Annotated in this window: 20 protein-coding genes; 7 read left to right on the plus strand and 13 right to left on the minus strand. The window is 37.3% G+C overall.

Annotation, left to right across the window (positions count from 1 at the left end; genetic code table 11):
- Positions 1–15 precede the first annotated feature (15 nt).
- On the plus strand, positions 16–1,185 hold the full coding sequence (locus OQZ33_RS14610; protein ID WP_265799776.1) for an FAD-dependent oxidoreductase: 1,170 nt from the start codon (positions 16–18) through the stop codon (positions 1,183–1,185).
- 181 nt (positions 1,186–1,366) lie between these two features.
- Entirely contained in the window at positions 1,367–2,914 is a 1,548-nt protein-coding gene (locus OQZ33_RS14615; RefSeq protein WP_265799777.1) for a M20/M25/M40 family metallo-hydrolase, read from the plus strand.
- A gap of 290 nt (positions 2,915–3,204) precedes the next feature.
- On the opposite strand, the gene OQZ33_RS14620 is transcribed toward OQZ33_RS14615, so the two are convergent.
- From OQZ33_RS14620 to glmM, 6 genes are all read right to left on the minus strand, one after another.
- Positions 3,205–4,209: a cytochrome d ubiquinol oxidase subunit II gene (locus OQZ33_RS14620; protein WP_265799778.1), complete on the minus strand. Its 1,005-nt coding sequence runs from the start codon at positions 4,207–4,209 to the stop codon at positions 3,205–3,207.
- Position 4,210: 1 nt separating this feature from the next.
- Positions 4,211–5,542, minus strand: coding sequence for a cytochrome ubiquinol oxidase subunit I (locus OQZ33_RS14625; protein ID WP_265799779.1), 1,332 nt, complete (start codon positions 5,540–5,542; stop codon positions 4,211–4,213).
- Between the two features lie 180 nt (positions 5,543–5,722).
- Complete coding sequence (locus tag OQZ33_RS14630; protein WP_265799781.1) at positions 5,723–6,622, minus strand: MBL fold metallo-hydrolase; 900 nt, start codon at positions 6,620–6,622, stop codon at positions 5,723–5,725.
- Between the two features lie 75 nt (positions 6,623–6,697).
- Positions 6,698–6,901, minus strand: a complete 204-nt coding sequence (locus OQZ33_RS14635; protein WP_056851293.1) for a hypothetical protein — start codon at positions 6,899–6,901, stop codon at positions 6,698–6,700.
- Positions 6,902–7,762: 861 nt separating this feature from the next.
- The gene (locus OQZ33_RS14640; protein ID WP_265799784.1) at positions 7,763–8,911 is read right to left on the minus strand and encodes a cysteine desulfurase family protein; all 1,149 of its coding nucleotides are present in this window, start codon (positions 8,909–8,911) and stop codon (positions 7,763–7,765) included.
- 3 nt (positions 8,912–8,914) lie between these two features.
- Complete coding sequence (gene glmM / locus OQZ33_RS14645; RefSeq protein ID WP_265799785.1) at positions 8,915–10,303, minus strand: phosphoglucosamine mutase; 1,389 nt, start codon at positions 10,301–10,303, stop codon at positions 8,915–8,917.
- Positions 10,304–11,019: 716 nt separating this feature from the next.
- Between glmM and OQZ33_RS14650 the strand changes: the two genes are divergently transcribed.
- From OQZ33_RS14650 to OQZ33_RS14665, 4 genes are read left to right on the plus strand one after another with little or no spacing between them, the layout of a single operon-like run.
- Positions 11,020–11,751, plus strand: a complete 732-nt coding sequence (locus OQZ33_RS14650) for a class I SAM-dependent methyltransferase (RefSeq protein WP_265799786.1) — start codon at positions 11,020–11,022, stop codon at positions 11,749–11,751.
- Positions 11,748–12,311 carry a phosphatase PAP2 family protein gene (locus OQZ33_RS14655; protein WP_265799787.1) on the plus strand — a complete coding sequence of 188 codons (564 nt, stop codon included), beginning with the start codon at positions 11,748–11,750 and terminating at the stop codon, positions 12,309–12,311. Before OQZ33_RS14650 ends, OQZ33_RS14655 begins: the two co-directional genes overlap by 4 nt.
- Entirely contained in the window at positions 12,311–13,033 is a 723-nt protein-coding gene (locus OQZ33_RS14660; protein WP_056851298.1) for a ZIP family metal transporter, read from the plus strand. Before OQZ33_RS14655 ends, OQZ33_RS14660 begins: the two co-directional genes overlap by 1 nt.
- A 50-nt stretch (positions 13,034–13,083) precedes the next feature.
- Positions 13,084–13,509, plus strand: coding sequence for a Uma2 family endonuclease (locus tag OQZ33_RS14665; protein ID WP_265799788.1), 426 nt, complete (start codon positions 13,084–13,086; stop codon positions 13,507–13,509).
- 187 nt (positions 13,510–13,696) lie between these two features.
- Here the strand turns inward: OQZ33_RS14665 and OQZ33_RS24330 are convergent, their stop codons facing one another.
- The 4 genes from OQZ33_RS24330 to OQZ33_RS14685 all read right to left on the minus strand — a co-directional run bounded on the left by OQZ33_RS24330 (position 13,697) and on the right by OQZ33_RS14685 (position 16,520).
- Positions 13,697–13,840, minus strand: coding sequence for a DUF5522 domain-containing protein (locus OQZ33_RS24330; RefSeq protein ID WP_162237770.1), 144 nt, complete (start codon positions 13,838–13,840; stop codon positions 13,697–13,699).
- Between the two features lie 89 nt (positions 13,841–13,929).
- Positions 13,930–14,871, minus strand: a complete 942-nt coding sequence (locus OQZ33_RS14675; protein ID WP_265799789.1) for an exonuclease — start codon at positions 14,869–14,871, stop codon at positions 13,930–13,932.
- Positions 14,872–14,964: 93 nt separating this feature from the next.
- The gene (gene coaE, locus OQZ33_RS14680; protein WP_265799790.1) at positions 14,965–15,573 is read right to left on the minus strand and encodes a dephospho-CoA kinase; all 609 of its coding nucleotides are present in this window, start codon (positions 15,571–15,573) and stop codon (positions 14,965–14,967) included.
- The gene (locus OQZ33_RS14685; RefSeq protein ID WP_265799791.1) at positions 15,573–16,520 is read right to left on the minus strand and encodes a YbbR-like domain-containing protein; all 948 of its coding nucleotides are present in this window, start codon (positions 16,518–16,520) and stop codon (positions 15,573–15,575) included. Before OQZ33_RS14685 ends, coaE begins: the two co-directional genes overlap by 1 nt.
- A gap of 141 nt (positions 16,521–16,661) precedes the next feature.
- On the opposite strand from OQZ33_RS14685, the gene OQZ33_RS14690 reads away from it, so the two are divergent.
- Positions 16,662–17,603: an energy transducer TonB gene (locus tag OQZ33_RS14690; RefSeq protein ID WP_265799792.1), complete on the plus strand. Its 942-nt coding sequence runs from the start codon at positions 16,662–16,664 to the stop codon at positions 17,601–17,603.
- Positions 17,604–17,657: 54 nt separating this feature from the next.
- On the opposite strand, the gene yajC is transcribed toward OQZ33_RS14690, so the two are convergent.
- The 3 genes from yajC to nusB all read right to left on the minus strand — a co-directional run bounded on the left by yajC (position 17,658) and on the right by nusB (position 19,441).
- On the minus strand, positions 17,658–17,981 hold the full coding sequence (yajC, locus tag OQZ33_RS14695) for a preprotein translocase subunit YajC (RefSeq protein WP_056851304.1): 324 nt from the start codon (positions 17,979–17,981) through the stop codon (positions 17,658–17,660).
- A 63-nt stretch (positions 17,982–18,044) separates the two neighbouring features.
- A complete protein-coding gene (locus tag OQZ33_RS14700; RefSeq protein ID WP_265799793.1) occupies positions 18,045–18,488 on the minus strand; it encodes a DUF1573 domain-containing protein in 444 nt (147 codons plus the stop codon).
- A 2-nt stretch (positions 18,489–18,490) separates the two neighbouring features.
- Positions 18,491–19,441 carry a transcription antitermination factor NusB gene (gene nusB, locus OQZ33_RS14705; RefSeq protein WP_265799794.1) on the minus strand — a complete coding sequence of 317 codons (951 nt, stop codon included), beginning with the start codon at positions 19,439–19,441 and terminating at the stop codon, positions 18,491–18,493.

Here is a 19,441-nt window from a genome sequence, read left to right on the forward strand (position 1 = left end):
CATAAATTTTAAATTATGTTACTACAAGATAAATCAATTGCCATTATCGGCGGTGGTCCCGGCGGACTGACACTAGCCAAACTCTTAGCACTTAAAGGTGCAGATATTAAAGTTTACGAAAGAGATTTCGATAAAAATGCACGAGTACAAGGTTCTCCTCTTGATCTGCACGACGAGTCTGGTTTGGCGGCGCTTCGCAAAGCAAATCTGTTGAAAGAGTTTAAAAATAATTTTCTTCCAGGAGCCGATAAAAAACTCATCATGAACGAGCATGCGGAAATACTTTTTAGCGATCATGACTATAAAATCGAAGAAAATTTCGAAAACGAACATTTCCGTCCAGAGATAGATCGCGGTGCGCTAAGGAAAATTTTGTTAGCGTCTATAGATCCTTCTCATATCATTTGGAATAGCCACTTTATTGCTATGGAACAGAAGAACGATGGTTGGATGCTTCATTTTAAAAACAAGGAATCTATATATGCTGATATTGTAATTGCTGCTGACGGAGCCAATTCAAAAATCCGTCCTTACGTTACAGACATCATACCATTTTATTCTGGTATCACTATGCTCGAAGGAAATATATATAATGCGGAAAAAGAAGCTCCAAATATTTTTAAGCTATTAAGAGGTGGAAAAATCATGGCTTTTGGAAATGAACAAAACATACTGATGGGTCAAAAAGGCAATGGAGAGATTGGATTTTATGCTAGTTTTAAAACTGATGAGAGCTGGGCTAAGAATAATGGACTTAATGGACTGAATTATAGCGATAGAGCCCAAATGTTAGATTGGTTTAAAGCAAACTATACAGGATGGAGTAATATATGGAACGAATTGTTTGAATGTACAACAGTACCATTCATTCCCCGCCCAATTTATTGCATGCCTCTAGATCAAAAATGGAAGTCGCTATCTAATTTAACTCTAATCGGAGATGCAGCACATGTTATGCCCCCATTCGCTGGAGAAGGCGTAAATATGGCCATGCTTGATGCGCTCGAATTAAGTGAAAATCTAACGTCAGACCAGCATCAAACTTTACTTGAAGCTATTTCTACCTATGAAAGTAGCATGCTTAAACGAGCTGCTATTGTGTCAAAGGAATCACTTGATAATGGGGATTTAATGCATGCTGAAAATGCCCTAAATGATATGTTAAGCTTCTTTTCAGCACATTAATATGCAAACATAAGATAGCAGACTTACACAACTGACATTAACCTTTGCAACATTTCTATTAAAAAAGCTTCAAAACCGACTTATTACCTAATTTAGAAGTCTATTAATAAACAAAATGAACCTACCATAACAACAGATTATGGTAACTCCATCTGACAACCTAAAAAATAAATATATACAGATGAATAAAAAACTACTGTTGCCAACATTACTACTCTTCACTTCCTCTTTTGCCTTTGCACAAGACAAAAAGTTAATCGACAACATTGTAAAAGAAGTAAATGAGAACTCACAATTAGAAAAATTAGCGCATGAGCTTTTAGATGTTGTTGGGCCGCGTTTAGTGGGTTCACCGCAAATGAAACAAGCGAATGATTGGGCGGTAAAGAAATACAGCGATTGGGGAATTTCTGCCAAAAATGAAAAATGGGGCGAATGGCGTGGATGGGAAAGAGGTGTTACGCATATCGATTTGGTAAGTCCGCGGTTAAGAACTCTAGAAGGCACGCAATTAGCCTGGAGTCCATCTACCAATGGAAAGGCGATCAATGCCGAAGCCATTATTCTGCCTTCAATTACTGATTCTGTTTCCTTTCAAAAATGGTTACCAAACGCAAAAGGGAAATTGGTTCTCATTTCTATGAATCAAATTTCTGGCAGACCAGAGAAAAACTGGGAAGAATTTGCAACAAAAGATTTATTCGAAAAATATAAAAAGGAAAAAGCAGAAGCATTAAAGACATTTGCAGCAGGCATCGCTAAAACAGGGCTAAATGCAAAAGCACTGGCACTTGCTATCGAAAATGCAGGGGCTGCAGGAATTATCATCAATAATTGGTCGCAAGGTTTTGGTGTAGATAAAATTTTCGGCGCCAATACTACAAAAATCCCAACTTTAGATTTATCGGTTGAAGATTATGGTTTAGTTTACCGTTTAGCACAAAGTGGGAATAAGCCTATGTTAAAAATTGAGTCTGAATCGAAGGAAAATGGTGTAGTACCAACATTCAATACCATTGCAGAAATTAAAGGCAAGCAAAAGCCAAAAGAATATGTGATGCTGTCGGCCCACTTCGATTCGTGGGATGGTGCCAGCGGTGCAACCGATAACGGTTCTGGAACAATTATGATGATGGAAGCGATGCGCATTTTGAAGAAACTTTATCCAAATCCGAAACGCACCATTTTGGTTGGCCATTGGGGAAGTGAAGAACAAGGATTAAATGGCTCGAGAGCTTTTGTAGAAGATCATCCGGAAGTTGTTGGTAATTTGCAGGCTCTATTCAATCAGGATAATGGCACAGGCCGTGTGGTTAATATAGGTGGCCAAGGTTTTGCAAAATCCAGAGATTACATTACCCGTTGGTTAGCGGCTGTACCGGATACTATTAAAAATCAGATTAAAACCAGTTTCCCTGGGATGCCTGGAGCAGGTGGTTCTGATTTTGCATCTTTTGTAGCTGCAGGAGCATTGGGTTATTCGCTAAGCTCTACAAGCTGGGATTACGGAACTTACACCTGGCACACCAATCGCGATAGCTACGACAAATTGGTTTTCGACGAAATTCGAAGCAATGTAATTCTAGCTGCGATTATGGTTTATATGGCTTGTGAAGATCCTGAAAAAACTTCGACAGAGAAAGCAACAGATTTACCAGTAAACGAGCGTACGGGAAAACAAGTTACCTGGCCCGAAGCAAGAAAAGCTACCAGAAAAGGGGGGTTGTAAGCAAATAATAGATCAAGAGAGCATTCAGAAATGGATGCTCTTTTTCTTTGATGGATGTGTTAATGCATTGCCGTTAAGCATAACCCGATAAAGTGTAAATACTTTTTTGTAGCCCGTACTCAAACTATTGCTTCGTCATTCTCCTGTAGCATTAACGAATGGTTGCAAGCTGACTGAAGTTAAAAAAGATTGGAACGATAGCGGGACTTTCGGAACCGAAGACTACTACAAGTGCTTTTCAAATTAAATCGTTAGAAAAAGGTTTATACGTGGTAATGGAGAGACAACCACTACTCCTCTTTTTTCTTAAATTTATAAAACAAATAACCCAGAAACGGCAAAATTAAAATGCTACCTAACAATAAGGCTACGCCCAAACTATAAATCGTTTTTGGCGGGCCAATCGCCTCAAATAACGAAATGGCGTCACCATTTTTCAAGAGTATAAAATTCGGAAAGTGTGCATAACTAATGGCTAACAAAATCATTGTTACCTGAAAGCCGGCTAAAATCCTTAACGTTTTTGTTTCTCCTTTTATTAGAAGATACCATAATAAAATGAGTGACAGACTTGCCAAAATGATAGAAGCAAGACCAACTGTATTTTTGAAAACCCAATCGATTAGTGGAATCCCATCAAACTGTGCTGCAATAAAAACCATTGCCCCAAATACGACGGCAGCAATATTCATGTACTCTGCTTTTTTAATAAACCTTCGCTTATCTTGTTCATCATCAGTTTCACCAATCAGGTAAATGGCTGCAAGGAATCCGCATAAGGCCACAGTAAATAAGCCGACGGATATAGAGAACCAATTTAACCAACTCCAAACGTAGGCTGTTAAAAAATCTTTGGCATCAAGATCAATGTGGCCAGAAATTACACTGCCCGCGATGATTCCTAAAAATAAAGGCGTGATGAAACTGGAGTACCTGAAAATTCGATTGTAAAGCCATTGCATGTCATCCTTAATTGCATCGTAATGACGGAATACAAAGGCCGTACCACGGGCAATAATTCCAATGAGCATGATTAACAATGGAATATGGAGATGCACAGACATGGTGGTATAAATGTATGGAAAACCCACAAATAGAATCACAATTGCAATGATCAGCCACATGTGATTTGCCTCCCAAACGGGACCAATGGCCTGATACATTGTTTTCCTGGTTCGGCTTCTATTCTTCGTAGAGGTAAAGAGCTCGATAATCCCGGCGCCAAAATCAGCACCTCCCAATAAGAAGTACAGCAAAATAGCCAGACATAAGAAAGTAACTACAACATATTCCATATTATGATTTCAAATCGTGGCTATCAGATTTATCGTAAACAACGGGCACCATTTTAATCTGCCTATAAAGGAGAAAAGTAACTACAATGCTTAACGAGATATAAATTGCTGAGAAAATGTAAAATGAATAAGCAATACCGGGCATAGGCGTAACGGCATCTTTCGTACGCATGATTCCATAAATAATCCATGGTTGTCTTCCCACTTCAGTTACCACCCAGCCAGCTTCTAAGGCGATGTAGCCCAAAGGAATAGATGCTACAAAGAGTTTAAGCAGCCAGCGCTTATCTATAACTGATCGTTTTCTGATGATATTGATAAAGAAGATCACTGAAATAAGAGCTAAGAGCGTACCGATACCCACCATAATTTGAAAGGCATAATGCGTAATCGCGACCGGTGGATGTTCATTTTTAGGAATTTGATCTAAGCCCTTAACCTCTGCATGGAAATCGCCATGCGCCAGGAAACTGAGTGCACCGGGTATTTTTATCGCTCCCTTTACAGTTTTATCTTTTTCGTTAACAATTCCTCCGATTAATAGCGGCGCTGGTTTTTCTGTTTTATAAAGCGCTTCCATTGCGGCAAGTTTTGCAGGCTGTCTTTCAGCTACATCTTTTGCAGAAATATCTCCACTCAAAGGTTGCAATATAGCTCCAATACAAGCAAAAACAGCCGCGATTTTAAATGCTTTGAAATGAAAATCTCTGTTTTTATTCCGCAAAATCATAAGTGCGTGGACGCCGGCCACCGCAAAACCTGTAGCCGTAAAAGCAGCTAAACACATATGCAAGGCTTGCGAAAACCATGCCTTGTTAAACATAGCTTGTATAGGATCGATATTCAAGTACCTGCCGTTTACAAAATCGAATCCTGCAGGGCTGTTCATCCAGGCATTTGCAGCAACAACCAATATCCCTGAAGCCAGGCCGCTAACACCAACAACTACCCCCGTAAACCAATGAAACCATTTGTTTAGCTTGTTCCAGCCATAAAGAAAAAAGCCTAACGCAATGGCTTCGATAAAAAATGCAGTACCTTCCAGAGAGAAGGGCATCCCGAAAATAGGCCCTGCATGTTCCATAAACCTTGGCCATAACAAGCCCAGCTCAAATGATAACATCGTGCCAGACACCGCACCGGTGGCAAAAAAGATGGCAACTCCCTTACTCCAGGCTTTTGTGAGGTTTTTGTAAACTTCCTGATTGGTTCGTAGCCACTTATAGTGAGAAACCGCCATAAAAAATGGCATCACCATTCCGATACAAGAAAAAATAATATGAAAGCCCAGGGAAAGAGCCATTTGCGAACGTGCCGCTAAAAAATCATCCATATCTGATATTGGATTTGTATAGACAAATATAACAGATAAGAGGTAGCTTTAAGTAGTTAACAAATGGCTATCTCCTTATTTTTCAAATATAGAATGTTTATAAATTGGAAAAAGATTTGGCAAAATGAAGCCGCAGATTTGTAGGTCAATTTTAAAACATCGCAAATCTACGGCAAAAATTTAAACGCCTTTTAGCTCATCATAAGCAGCTGTTAAACTCCTTTGAATACCTTCGCCTTGCCATTCCGTAGCATTTGGTATTGCAGTTGCTTTTAATATATCTTCTTTTGATTTACCTGCCTTTATTTCAGCGCCGACAAAACTCAGCAAATTTTGAAGATAATTTTGAAATGCCTTGATATCAGCTTTGTTTCCAGTAACTTTTTCTGGCTCACGGCTATGGCCAAAGATAAATAAGGTATCGTTATCAAACTGATTATGTATTTTTTCTAAAGCGGTAACCCAATTGCCGATATGAGCACCATTTTCTCTATCGATATAAGGGTATTTTCTATTGGAAACCAGGTCGCCGACATGAACGATGTTTGCATTTTCAAAATGGTAAACAGCGTCGCCATTTGTATGGGCAGAACCATAGTAGTAAGCGCTAATCTTTTCATCGCCTACAGGTGCTTTCCAGCCGATACCGAATGTAGTATCTGGCAATAATTGTTTATCTAAACTATTTGCTTTCTCTGCCCCTCTTTTCTGATTAACAAGCGAGTTTTGATGCGCCACGACTTTTTCCGCCAAACCTTTGAAAGCGATGTTACCCGCAGTATGGTCGCTATGATGGTGCGTGTTGATTAAATATTTAAAAGGTTTTTCGCCAAGTTTTTTCAATTCTTCGATAACATGCGGTGCCGATGTTGGAAACTGTGCATCAACAACAACAAAGCCATTTGATGAATTTAACCAGCCGATAGTTCCGCCCTGCTCGGTGAAAATACCGACGTTGTTTCTCAATGGCTTGAAGTTATACGCCCGCAACATCTCTTGCTGAGCAAAAACATCTGTTTTATAAATTGAGAGCAAGGCCATTGCCAATGCAGAATTTTTAATAAAATTTCTTCTTTCCATTTTTTAATCAACATAAAAAGCCACAACAAATGCTGTGGCTTAAATTTAAAAATTTATACCCGAAATACCAATGCTCTAAATGCCAGAACCCGGTGTAGTACCTGGCTCATGACCTGGTCCAAATGCATTGTTCTTTCGGTTTTTATCCTTTTCGAATAAATTCGTAGCCTGTTTAGAAGATTTATTATTGTCAAGAGAATCATGCTCTCTTACATCTTCAACTTCTTTATCTAGTAAGTCATTCTGAATAACTTTTCCCTTTTCTTTATTAGTTTCCATAGTATTTCAAATTGATATACTAAAGCAACAAGCGAAAATGGAATATTGTTTTTTTTAATACCTTAAGGAATCATTCTGACACAATATACCCACTCGTTTCCATGGAAAAGTCTTATTCGCTTTAAATTTGAACTTACAGCATTGAGCCTGACAGCTTTCTCAACTCGTGAATACAACCAAAAGAATTGAATTTTCGTTTATGAATTTTGTTAAAATGATGGGATGACTCGAATGAAAACGGTGATAAAATGAATTTGTAAATATGCTTTCTGCTGTCTAACGAGTTCAGATTATCAGTATTTGCTGCTTGAGCATTAGTTTTTTGATTTTCCATAACGATAAATTTATAAAAGCATTAGCTGCTTTTGAGGGTGAATTCAATTTTCAAAAAATGCGTTTGTTTCTCTTTTTAAGAAAATTCTGCAAAGCTGTTTTATAATTGCCTAACCTTATCCTAAAGAGATATTTGATAAGGTTTCGTTAAGGAACTCATGTGTCTTGGCTTGTGGATAGCCTTTATCTTAATTAAATATAAGTTTTTCTTTTGAGATTTGCAAGGGATTTAAAAATTGTCGTTGAGTGAAGTTAACAGTAATGAAAAGCAACCAACTTAGAACTGAAGCTATAAATATCATTGCCGTCCTGCTTCAGCAGCGGTTTTGAAAATTTAATGCCTTTCCCAACCACCCAAACCCATGTTAAATATACTGATTGCCGTGGAAACCAAAAGCTTTTTCTGCTTTGGTTAGTATAGAAAGCAGGACTAACCTTAATAAATGAGTTGCACTTGCTTTCAAAAAAAATCTCAAAAAAAAGTCTCGAATTGCTCCGAGACTGTTTCCTATTTGGTTAGTGATATTTTTAGGCTAAAGCATTTTGCTTTACCACCATTTTAACTTTATCAATAACGTAATCCAGTTCCTCTTTGGTAGTATATTTACTAAAAGAAAAGCGAACTGATGGGCGATTTGGGTCGGCTTTGATGCCATTTAAAACGTGAGAACCAATGTTCGAGCCTGAAGAACAAGCGCTGCCGCCAGAGGCACAAATTCCATTGATATCCAAATTAAACAACAACATATCGGCCATGTCCATTTCCGGAAATGACACATTTAAAACGGTATAAAGACTCTTGTCTGCATCTGTTTCTCCGTTGAAACCAATTCCCGGAATCTCTGCAATCAATTGTTCTTTTAGATAATCTTTTAACCCCTGAATGTGGCTTTGATGCAATGCCATTTCTGCATAGGCAATTTCCAACGCTTTGGCCAGGCCAACAATACCGTAAACATTTTCGGTACCACCACGCATGTTACGCTCTTGTGCTCCCCCATAAATCATCGGTGGAATCTTGATGTTGCTATTTACATACAAGAAACCCACCCCTTTGGGACCATGTAGCTTATGTGCCGCACATACAATGAAATGGGCTTTTAATTCACGCACATTGTGTACGTAATGCCCCATGGTTTGCACTGTATCGGCATGATAAATGGCGTTATATTTTTCGCAGATATCGCCAACTTTAAGCATATCGGTTAAAGTACCCAATTCGTTGTTTGCATGCATTAGCGATACAAAAGTGCGATCATTGTTTTGCAATAACTCTTCCAGGTGGGCATAATCTACATTACCTTTTTCATCAATATTTACAAAACTTAATTTATCAATTTCGCCATTTTTAAGCATCGTATTTAAGGTATGTTCTACCGCGTGATGCTCTATTTTAGAAGTGATGGCATGCTTAATTCCATAAGCAGAAATGCCACACCGGATAGCAGTATTATCTGCTTCGGTACCTCCAGAAGTGAAAAATATTTCGGAAGGTGATGCACCTAAAAGACCAGAAACCGTTTTACGAGCCTTCTCTACGAGCGTTCTAACCTCTCTCCCTAATGCATGAATAGCAGATGGATTGCCAAAATGGTTTTCCATTACATTGGTCATTTCAGCAATTACCTCTTTATCCAATGGCGTTGTAGCTGCATTATCTAAATAAACTCTTTTCATGTACTAGTTTAATTTAAGTATTTCTTTGATGTCCGAAATAATTTTGTTCGCTAAATTTTCTGCTGTGGCTTCGTTCTCCGCTTCGCTATAAATACGGATAATTGGCTCGGTATTAGATCTGCGCAAATGAACCCAGGTTTTATCGAATTCGATTTTTAACCCATCGATAGTGCTATAAGGTTGGTTTTTGTACTTTTCCTCAACCTGTTTTAACAAATTATCGATATCCATTTCTGGTGTAAGGGTAATTTTGTTTTTTGAAATATGGTATTGTGGGTAGCTGCTTCTCAACAATGAAATTGATTTTCCAAATTTGGCTAAATGAGTTAAAAATAATGCAATACCAACCAAAGCATCTCTGCCGTAATGCGATTCTGGATAGATAATGCCGCCATTGCCTTCGCCGCCAATAATTGCATTGGTTTCTTTCATTTTGTTAACTACATTCACCTCGCCGACCGCTGATGCATTATACTCCGAACCAGCTTTCTCGGTAACATCTCGTAAAGCCCGTGTGGAAGAAAGGTTAGAAACGGTGTTTCCTGGCGTATTTTTTAACACGTAATCGGCAACGGCAACTAATGTATATTCCTCGCCAAACATGCTTCCATCTTCATTTACAAAACATAAACGGTCCACATCTGGATCAACCACAATACCTAAATCGGCATTTTGCTTTTGTACCTCTTTTGAAATTTCAGTTAAATTCTCAGGAAGCGGCTCAGGGTTGTGTGGAAAGTGACCGTTAGGATCGCAATATAATTCGGTAACTCTTGTTACGCCCAAGGCTTTTAACAAAGCAGGAATAAAAATTCCGCCTGTCGAATTTACACAATCAATAACAACCTTAAAATCGGCTTTTTTAATGGCATCTACATCAACCAAAGGCAATGCTAAAACCTTATCTATATGTTTCTGCAGGTAAGTATTATTTTGAATAACCTTACCTAATTGATCCACCTCAGCAAATTCGAAACTTGCACTTTCTGCTAAATCGAGCACTTCTTTTCCATCTAAATCGCTGATAAATTCTCCATCCGCGTTTAGCAACTTCAGGGCATTCCATTGTTTCGGGTTATGGCTGGCGGTTAAAATAATTCCTCCTCCTGCGTGTTCATCCGGAACAGCAACTTCTACTGTTGGTGTTGTTGAAAGGCCTAAATCGATTACCTCAATCCCTAATCCTTGAAGGGTGCCAATAACCAAATTGTTCACCATTTCGCCCGAAATACGTGCATCGCGACCTAATACGATTCTTTTGTTTCCTGTTTTTTGTACTACCCAGCTACCAAAAGCCGCTGTAAATTTTACTATATCTATCGGTGTTAAGCCGTTTCCAGCTTGTCCGCCAATGGTTCCTCGTATTCCTGAAATCGATTTTATTAAAGTCACTTTGTGTATTTTATTTAAGGCTCAAAAATAAGAAAAAAAACAAGATAGCAGCTATTTTAGGCGGCCTTGGCATGTTAATTTACATTGTTTTTATATCTATTTATACGATATATTTAATAGAAATTCGGCTAAGGTTTTAGTCAAACGTGTGATTGGTTTTTATTTTTTTGGAAAGCAAGCGCAATCGTGCATCGGTTTCTGCAGTTCCGCCCCCGTTGCAAATCCGCTCCGGATAAAAAATCAGGATTGCTGGTTTTCCACTAAGTCGGTTTTAGAAAGATTATTCCGTAATCCTGAGGTTAGTTTTACCCCCCCTTGCCCCTGCTAAGTTAGGAGGGGAGTAGCCAAAGAAGGGCAAGTTAGCCAATTTTTAAAGCATATACTTTTAACCCGAAACCTAATTCTGTGCTAATTTTATTTGCTCTACCCTGCTCCCCTCCTTAACTTCAAGGATTGGTTGGGGGGTGGGTTCATACCAAAAAGTTACAAGCCTTTATTATTAAACCTGACAACTGCGGCAGCCCGGAGTTTTTCTACGAGGGTTACAGCGAATGGCAGGGCTGCAGGTCCCGACAAAATGTGAACGCCGATTTCCAAAATATAAAGACCAATCTCCTTATCGATAAATTATAAATTGCTTCGCTGTGAAATTAATGTACTTTGTTTATCTCAATTTTATCTAAGTTTGCAAATTCCAAAACAAAAAGGCTTTTTATATGCAACGTAAGTGGTTTCAATATTGGTTTAATTCGCCATATTATCATATTCTTTATCAACAAAGAAACGATGCAGAAGCCGAATTTTTCATCGATAAGTTAACAGAATATCTTAGTCCGGCGGTCGATTCGAAAATGCTTGATATTGCTTGCGGGAAAGGTAGGCATTCTATTTATCTCAATAAAAAAGGCTTTGATGTTACAGGAATCGATTTATCAGAACAAAGTATAAAATACGCCAGGAAATTCGAAAACAATAAACTGCATTTTTTGGTACATGATATGCGCAAACTGTTTTATATCAACTATTTTGATGTTGCCTTAAACTTATTTACCAGTTTCGGTTATTTCGACACCGAGAAAGACCATGTTAATGCGCTTAAAACGTTTAGAAAATGTTTAAAAACCAATGGAACTCTGGTTATAGACTATTTTAATACTGAAAAAATCGTCAGAAATTTAAATCATTGCGAAATTAAATCGCTTGATGGCATTGCCTTCAATATCACTAAAAATGTAGTGGAAGGCAAGATTATCAAAAAAATAAATTTCGATGATAAGGGCAAAACATACAATTTCGAAGAACGGGTGCAAGCTTTTTGTTTTGAAGATTTTGAGCGTATGTTAACCAAAGCAGGCCTGGTGGTTCAAAAAGCTTTTGGCAGTTATGCGCTCGACAAATTCGACGAATGCAACTCCGATCGTTTAATTTTAATTTGTAAAAAGGCATGATAGAAAGCATACAGCAATTTGATGTTGAGCTTTTTATGAAAATCCACCGTGGGCTTTCTAATGGCTTTTTCGATTGGCTGATGCCTTTAATGCGCAATCGTTTTTTTTGGTCGCCGCTGTATATTTTTATTATTATTTTCTGCATTAAGCAGTACAAAAAACACGGATACTATATTATTGGAATGGTACTTTTTACCTTCGCCACAGGAGATCTGATCGCATCTCGTTTAATAAAACCGTTTGTGGCTCGGGTAAGGCCCTGCAATGATTTCAGTTTGGCAAATGATATTATTCACCGGGTGCCATGCGGCAGTGGATTAAGTTTTCCCTCAGCCCATGCTACCAATCATTTTGCTATTGCTGTGTTTTTAATTTGCGTATTTTACAGTCGCTGGAAGCCTATTTTGCCTCTTGGGATATTTTGGGCAGGAATAATTAGCTTTGCACAAGTTTACGTGGGCGTTCATTACCCGATAGATGTAACTACAGGTGCACTATTGGGAACTTTAATTGGTTTTATCTGTTCGAGAATATTTAAAAAATTACAACCCCAATTTTAATGGAAGCTTGGAAATTTGCCGTACTTTTTTTCTGCGCTTTTTTAGGCGGCTCGGCCATTTTTTTGGTCAAAAGTGATAAATCAAAACTACTGAAATTAATCCTTTCTTTCAGTGGATCTTACCTATTTGCCATTACGGTTCTTCACCTTATACCCGACGCCTATAGCGGGCCCGACAAAGGCGAAATTGGTATTTTTATATTGGTAGGTTTTTTATTGCAGGTTTTTTTAGAGCAGTTTTCTGAGGGTGTAGAACATGGGCATATCCATAAACACCACGATGGAAATGTTTTTCCATTCGGAATTATGATCAGCCTTTGCCTGCATGCTTTTTTAGAGGGGATGCCACTTGCCAAAGATCAGCATAACGAACTTATTTTTGGAATCTCATTACATCACATTCCAGCGGCATTTGCTTTGGCAAGCATTTTAATGCAAAACCATTTCAAAAAAGGAAGCATCATCATGTACTTGATAATTTTCGCCGTGATGGCCCCGCTTGGCTTTTATGTAAGTGTTGGTTTAAGCAACGGAACCATTGGAGGTATCGATGCTTATTTCAACAAAATTATGGGAATTGTAATTGGTATTTTCCTACACATTTCCACTACAATTTTATTCGAATCGAGCGCAGACCATAAAATTAACACCCGAAAAATGATTGCTGTTCTACTGGGAATTGGCGTGGCTTTAATTGGTTTCTTTGCCGGGCATTCACACTAGCATTTCCAATTTTGCAAGGTTTTATCTGAAAACATTCAGTATATTAGAACATGGAAGAGATTGTAAATGAGCCTAATGTAGAATACAAAAAAAGGCATTTTACTGTTGCTGAATATTTGGAGATGGAAAAGGCATCGCAAGAAAAGCATGAGTATTTTCAGGGCGAAATATTTTCAATGGCTGGCGCAAGCACAAATCATAATGAGATTTTCACCAATTTGTTTTTAGAAATTGGAGGTAAGCTGAAAGGTAAACCTTGCCTCACTTATGGCAGCGACCTTCGTACCCAGATAACCGCAAATGGTTTATTCACTTATCCTGACATTTCAATTTATTGTAACGGCTTAAACCAAAGTAATATTGATGAAGAAAGCTTTGTTGAACTCCCAGTAATTATTGAAATACTTTCTCCATCGACAAGGGATTATGATAGAGGTCATAAATTCGAGCTTTATAAAGATATTTCCAACCCTTAAAGAATATATTCTTATTGATTCAGAAGCTATATCAGTTGAGGCTTTTTACTTAAACGAAAAACAAAACTGGGAACTGATTGAATACCAACAAATTGAAGACACGGTTAAGTTTGTTTCAATGGGTTTTGAGGTAGTTTTGAGTGATATTTACAATCGAGTTCGGTTCTAAAACTTAAAATCTAAAAAATTACTTCTTCTCTTTCTTTTTCCCGTAACCCCAGGGACAATGCTTGCATTTATTTTTACAACAATATCCACGTTTTAAATGATATGCCGCTGTAAAAACCATTAATCCGTCTTCGTTAAAATAAAAGTCTTCGCCCTCTTTCATAATTAATGAGTGAATGATTGAATTTTGAATGAGTGAATGTTTGCAATCATCATAATCTTGAAATCCTTAAATACTAAAAATCCTGCTCATTAGTTTAGTATTTTTACCTCCAGCTTACCCTCAAAATATTCTTTTAATTGATTGCCATTTCCATGCAAGGTCCAAACTTGTTTCGGTTGTACTTTTTCAATAGTTTCTAAAATCGCATCCCAATCTGCATGATCGGAGATGTAAAGAGAAATTCCATTTTGTTGTTGCAGATTCTTCCAACCCGATGCAAAAGCCCGAACAACATTTATCGCTTTGTGGTAACTATGAAAAACCATCGGCGGAACAATATAAACCTGGTGCTCATGATTATTCTTCATCACCTTTCTATCATACATTTTATAGTTACCAATTTTCATCCCGAAGTCTTCGTAAATTTTAACAAAGGGCATAATGCTATGGTGGACCATCACATTTTTTGTAGGACAATGTTCACTTAACAACTGAATAATACGCTGACTTTTCCCTAAAGCATAGGCGCCCAGCATAATATTGCCTGAAGTTTCGTTCAGTTTCATAATCTCATCAATTGGAGAAGGGTGCTTCGTTTCGGGGTTGGCGAACGTGCTTTCGGTAATTAAAACATCTGCTTTCACAAACTCGAAAGGCTCGCAAGTAGCATCTGGCTCTATCTTATAATCTCCTGTGTAAAGGTATTTTACATCTTGATATTCCATTAAAACCTGCGCCGAACCTAAAATATGCCCTGCAGAATAAAACGTGATGGCTACATCCTTAATTTTAAACGTTTCATGGTAATTTTTAAGATGAAAATCTACCGCTGCAAATTTACGGTAACGGTGTTTCATAAAGTTTTCTGTTGCAGCAGTGCAGTAAACATTCTGACTTCCACCGATAGCGTGGTCGCCATGCGCATGAGAAACCACGGCATCATTTACAGGTTGTTGTGGGTCTAAATAAAAATCGCCATAAACACAATATAAACCTGTTGGCGTAATGGTGATAAAATCGTCTAAAATCATGACTAGGTTCTGTTGGATTTGAGGATAAGGCAGGATTTTAGGCTATTAGACATATTATTAAAAAATGATTTGATAAAATATTTGAGATGAATATTAACTAAGCGGATTGGCGGCCAGGTTTAAAAACTCTTTGTGTAGGGCAAGAACTCGCTCGATAATAGAATGTGCTTCATCATTCATGATAAAATGATTGGCCATTTTAGCTTTTTCGTCATCACTCATCTGCTTGTCCATCCTTGCTTTAACTTGTTCTGCAGTACTATTGTCGCGTTGCATCACACGGTTTATTTTCACATCCGTTGGCGCAGTAACCAGAATTGTTGTATCGCATATTTTGTAAGAACCACTTTCAAAAAGCAAGGCAGCCTCTTTTAACGTGTAAGGAGCGTTAGCATTCACATTGGCTTCCCACCTATCAAAAGCCCTAAAAACTGCAGGATGAACTAAGGCATTTAATTTTGCTAATTCGGCTTCATTATTAAATACAATACCTGCAATGTGTTTATTGTTTAGCTTTCCTTCTTCGAAATAACTTTCCTCACCAAAGGTTGATTTTATAGCTTCAATAAGCAATTTATCTTCAACCATCATATTCTTGGCTTCAGTATCGGCATAAAAGATTGGAATACCCAGAACCTCGAAAACCTTACATACTGTTGTTTTGCCACTACCAATTCCACCTGTTATCCCAACTTTATACATTATTTTTCTACTACAAAATCTATTTTCGATGGGCTTACACTAATTAATTTGCAATAATCCGGAAACTCCGTAATCTTTACAGCAAACTGGCGATGGTTTAGGTTTTTCCATTCATCAACATCAATGGTTGCCGTTATGAAATTTGCATCAACTTGTGCATAACTGCCCAAGGCAACCAAAAATGTTACCTTAACTTTCTTTGGATAAAGCTTAATGCTGTTGTAATTTCTGTTATTTAATATCTTTAACGGCACCTCAACAGTCTTCTCGGTAAACTCATCAACTGAAAGTTTTACTTCTGTTGATGACGGATAAATGCTTACGTTTTTATGAATACTATGTTGGAGACCGATTCGAGCTGTGGTGCTGTTCTGTAAATTATTTATTTTTAAAGTATCTGTAGGCCAAGCAATAATTTTGCTCAATTCTTCTTGTGGACCGGCTACAGTGACTGTTTTTGGGTTAAGTAATACCTCACTTGCCAATCCATACTGTTTATGAAATGCCAACTGACTTACCAATTTTATGTTTACCTTTTTAATGATTTGTTTTGTGAAATCGAAATACAAGGTATCTGGTTTAACTGAGATTACCTTTTGTGCACTTCCTACCTGTTTGTTGATATTATAAAGCTGATCGGATAGAACTACAAAGTCTCTTGCGTTTAGTTGACTCAAATTAACTGAAATTGATGGCGGACTTATCCTCAATCGGGCAAAAACAAGTTGCCAACCTGTGCCTTCCACCTCTAAATCTAAAGTATCAGTTTGTAAAGGATAAAAAGCTCTTTTAGCAGGTTTATTTTTGAATACAATAACCGTTTTCGCTATGTAATTGTATTTGTTATTCAATGCCATGAAAAGCCAAGCCGCTATAGCCAAAAATAAACAGGCTAATAGTGTTAAAACACGTCGTCTTTCAATTTTAGTTAATCTAATAAAGGGCATATTATAAATTAAACAACTTACCGCATCATTTGTGCTCGATAAAGCAATTCTTCCAAATGTAACAATTTATTAATTCCTATGTAATAAAAGAAAACGGATTTTGAAAAGAGGTTTTCTATATTAGCACCATCAATCTGAATTATGAAAAAAATCATCTTATTACTGCTTCTCTCCGCATTATCATGTTATGCATTTAGCCAAAAACGTTCAAACGTTTATTATTTTAAAGATGGAATCCCTGTAAAAAACAATGAATCAGCCGATTACCGAAGGGTTATCCAAGAACCAGACTCTGGATCGAAATTTTATAACCTTTACGAGTTTTACGCAGACAATACGGATAAAACAATTGGCAAGCTATCTAAATTTGAACCCAATCTGGTTTATGAGGGAGAGCTTAAACGCTTTAATAAAAAAGGAATTTTAATTGAAAAAACCAATTATCTGAAGGGCAAGCCAATTGGCGAATCATCATCATATTATGCCAATGGGCAGTTGGCAAGAGTTATTCTATACGATGATGCGGATAAATCTGATAAACAGAAAGGTTCTGCTTTCAAAGTGATTTCGGGTTTCGATTCGTTGGGAAATCAATTTATAAAAGATGGCAACGGACACTTAAATATGAATAAACGTGAAGAAGGAGATTATGTGAATGGTTACAAAGATGGCGAGTGGAAAGGTATAATAGGTAAAGATAGCTATGCTGAAAAGTATAATAATGGATATTTTATTGACGGCATTGCAACATTTGAAAACGGAGAGACAAAAAAGTATAAAACGGAAGAAGAAAAGCCAGATTATCCAGGTGGAATAACTGAATTCTACAGGTATTTATCCAGAAATTTTAAATACCCATCTGAAGCCCTAAAAAATAAGATTTCGGGGAAATTATTTATCAGTTTTGTTGTCGAAAAAGACGGGAAGTTATCTAATTATAAGTTTAAAAACGAACTGGGTTATGGAACCAGGGAAGAAGCCATCCGTGTTTTGAAGGAGTGCCGCAATTGGAACCCCGGGTTACAACACGGCATTCCAGTAAAAGTGTCTTACAATATCAATATCAACCTGGCGCAACAATAACAAACAAAAAAGGGTTCCGAAACTCGGAACCCTTTTTAATGCTAAATGCATTGATTATGCTTTTGCTACAGGAGGAACAACTGCTTTGGTTGCATCTAAAGAAACCGCCGATTTATCGAAGCGAATTTTCACTCCACCTTCTACTTCGATTAAGAAAGTAGTATCGTTCATATCAGCGATCCGGCCGTGAATACCTGCAGTAGTGATAATCTTATCACCTTTTTTTAATCCTTCTATTAATTTTTTATGGTCTTTAGCTTTTTTAACCTGTGGACGGATCATGAAAAAATAGAATACTACCGCGATAGCACCTAACATAATTAATTGTCCGTATTGGCCAAATCCACCTGCTGCTTGTAAAATTACTGTTGATGTCATTTCTTATTTATTTGATTATTGATTGTAAGTAAGGGTATAGGTACAAAACCAAACCATACCATTTTATTTTTTTGTAAGCACCTCGCCTACCAAGTGTACCGTTGAAACTGTTGGGTTCGCATTCGAACTTACTGTTACCACTTTATCCTGCATTCCTTCTTTCCCTGTACTATTAAACACAACTTTAATTACACCTTCTTTTCCCGGTAAAATAGGTTCTTTCGGCACTTCTGGAACTGTACAACCACAAGTGGCTGTAGCATTTGAAATGATTAAAGGGCTTTTACCTGTATTTTTGAATTTGAATTGGTGTTCTACACTTTCACCTTGGTTAATTTTTTCGAAATCAAAAATATCTTTCTCAAAAACAATTATTGGTGCGTCAGGTGAGGCAATTGTAGCTGCTGCCAACGAATCATTTCCTGCAACCTGATCTGTAGAATTGTTTGCATTTCGGCAAGCTGTGAAAGAGATTGCTGCAATAGCAAGGATGAATAATTTTTTCATTATTAATCTTCAATTAATCCGCGACCGATTTTTTTAATCGTATTTGTCTTCTTAAGGTCGCCTAAAATTTTGTCTAAAATACCGTTAATAAACGAATTACTTTTCGGCGTACTGTAATCTTTTGATAGCTCCAAATATTCGTTAATGGTTACTTTAACAGGAATAGATGGAAAGTTTAAAAGCTCACATATAGCCATCTTCATCAAAATGGTATCCATTAAAGCAATCCGTTCTGACTCCCAATTTTTTGTACGCTCCGCAATCAATTCCTGGTATTTAGCGTCATTCTGCAAGGTGTGTACAAATAAATCTTGCACAAATTTGCTGTCTTCCACCCAATCAGCGCTTATTTCGGTAAGTTTATTTTTGAAAGGATCGTCAGACGTAAAGTTCTTCAACGTTTTTGCAACCATTCCTTTCATCACCTCGTGATCTACCTGCCAATTGATAAATTTCTCTTCGAAAACCTGGATAATACCCTGGTTTTTTAAAATAATTTTTCTGAAAATATATTTGATAATATCTTTTGACGACTCTAAGCTTTCGTTCGGATCTGCAAGATAATCGGCATACTCCTGAGATGCTTTTAAAGAATTATAAACTGTTTTACGAATTTCTGGATCGAAGCCCCAGTCTACTTTGTATTTTTTTACCGCAGAAACATATTCTGGGTTTTGCTGCATTAAAACGCTAAACTTATTGTGTAGCAGTTTCATATTTGGATTTAAGTCCTCAGCGGTTTTAAGGTATTTGTTAGCACGTTCTGCAGCATCGTTTGCTGTAAACTCTGTAACTTCAACCATCAATGATAACATCCAGATGTACATTTCGTACACGCTATCAATACTTTGCATTAAAGTTTTCAAATCTCCTTTAATGTCTTTTTTGTCTGCCATGTGCCAAGCAAAAATATTTTGCAAAGCTTTGATTCTTAAGTGCCTTCTATTTAACAT

It is taken from the genome of Pedobacter sp. MC2016-05, assembly GCF_026239735.1.
Taxonomy (GTDB): Bacteria; Bacteroidota; Bacteroidia; order Sphingobacteriales; family Sphingobacteriaceae; genus Pedobacter.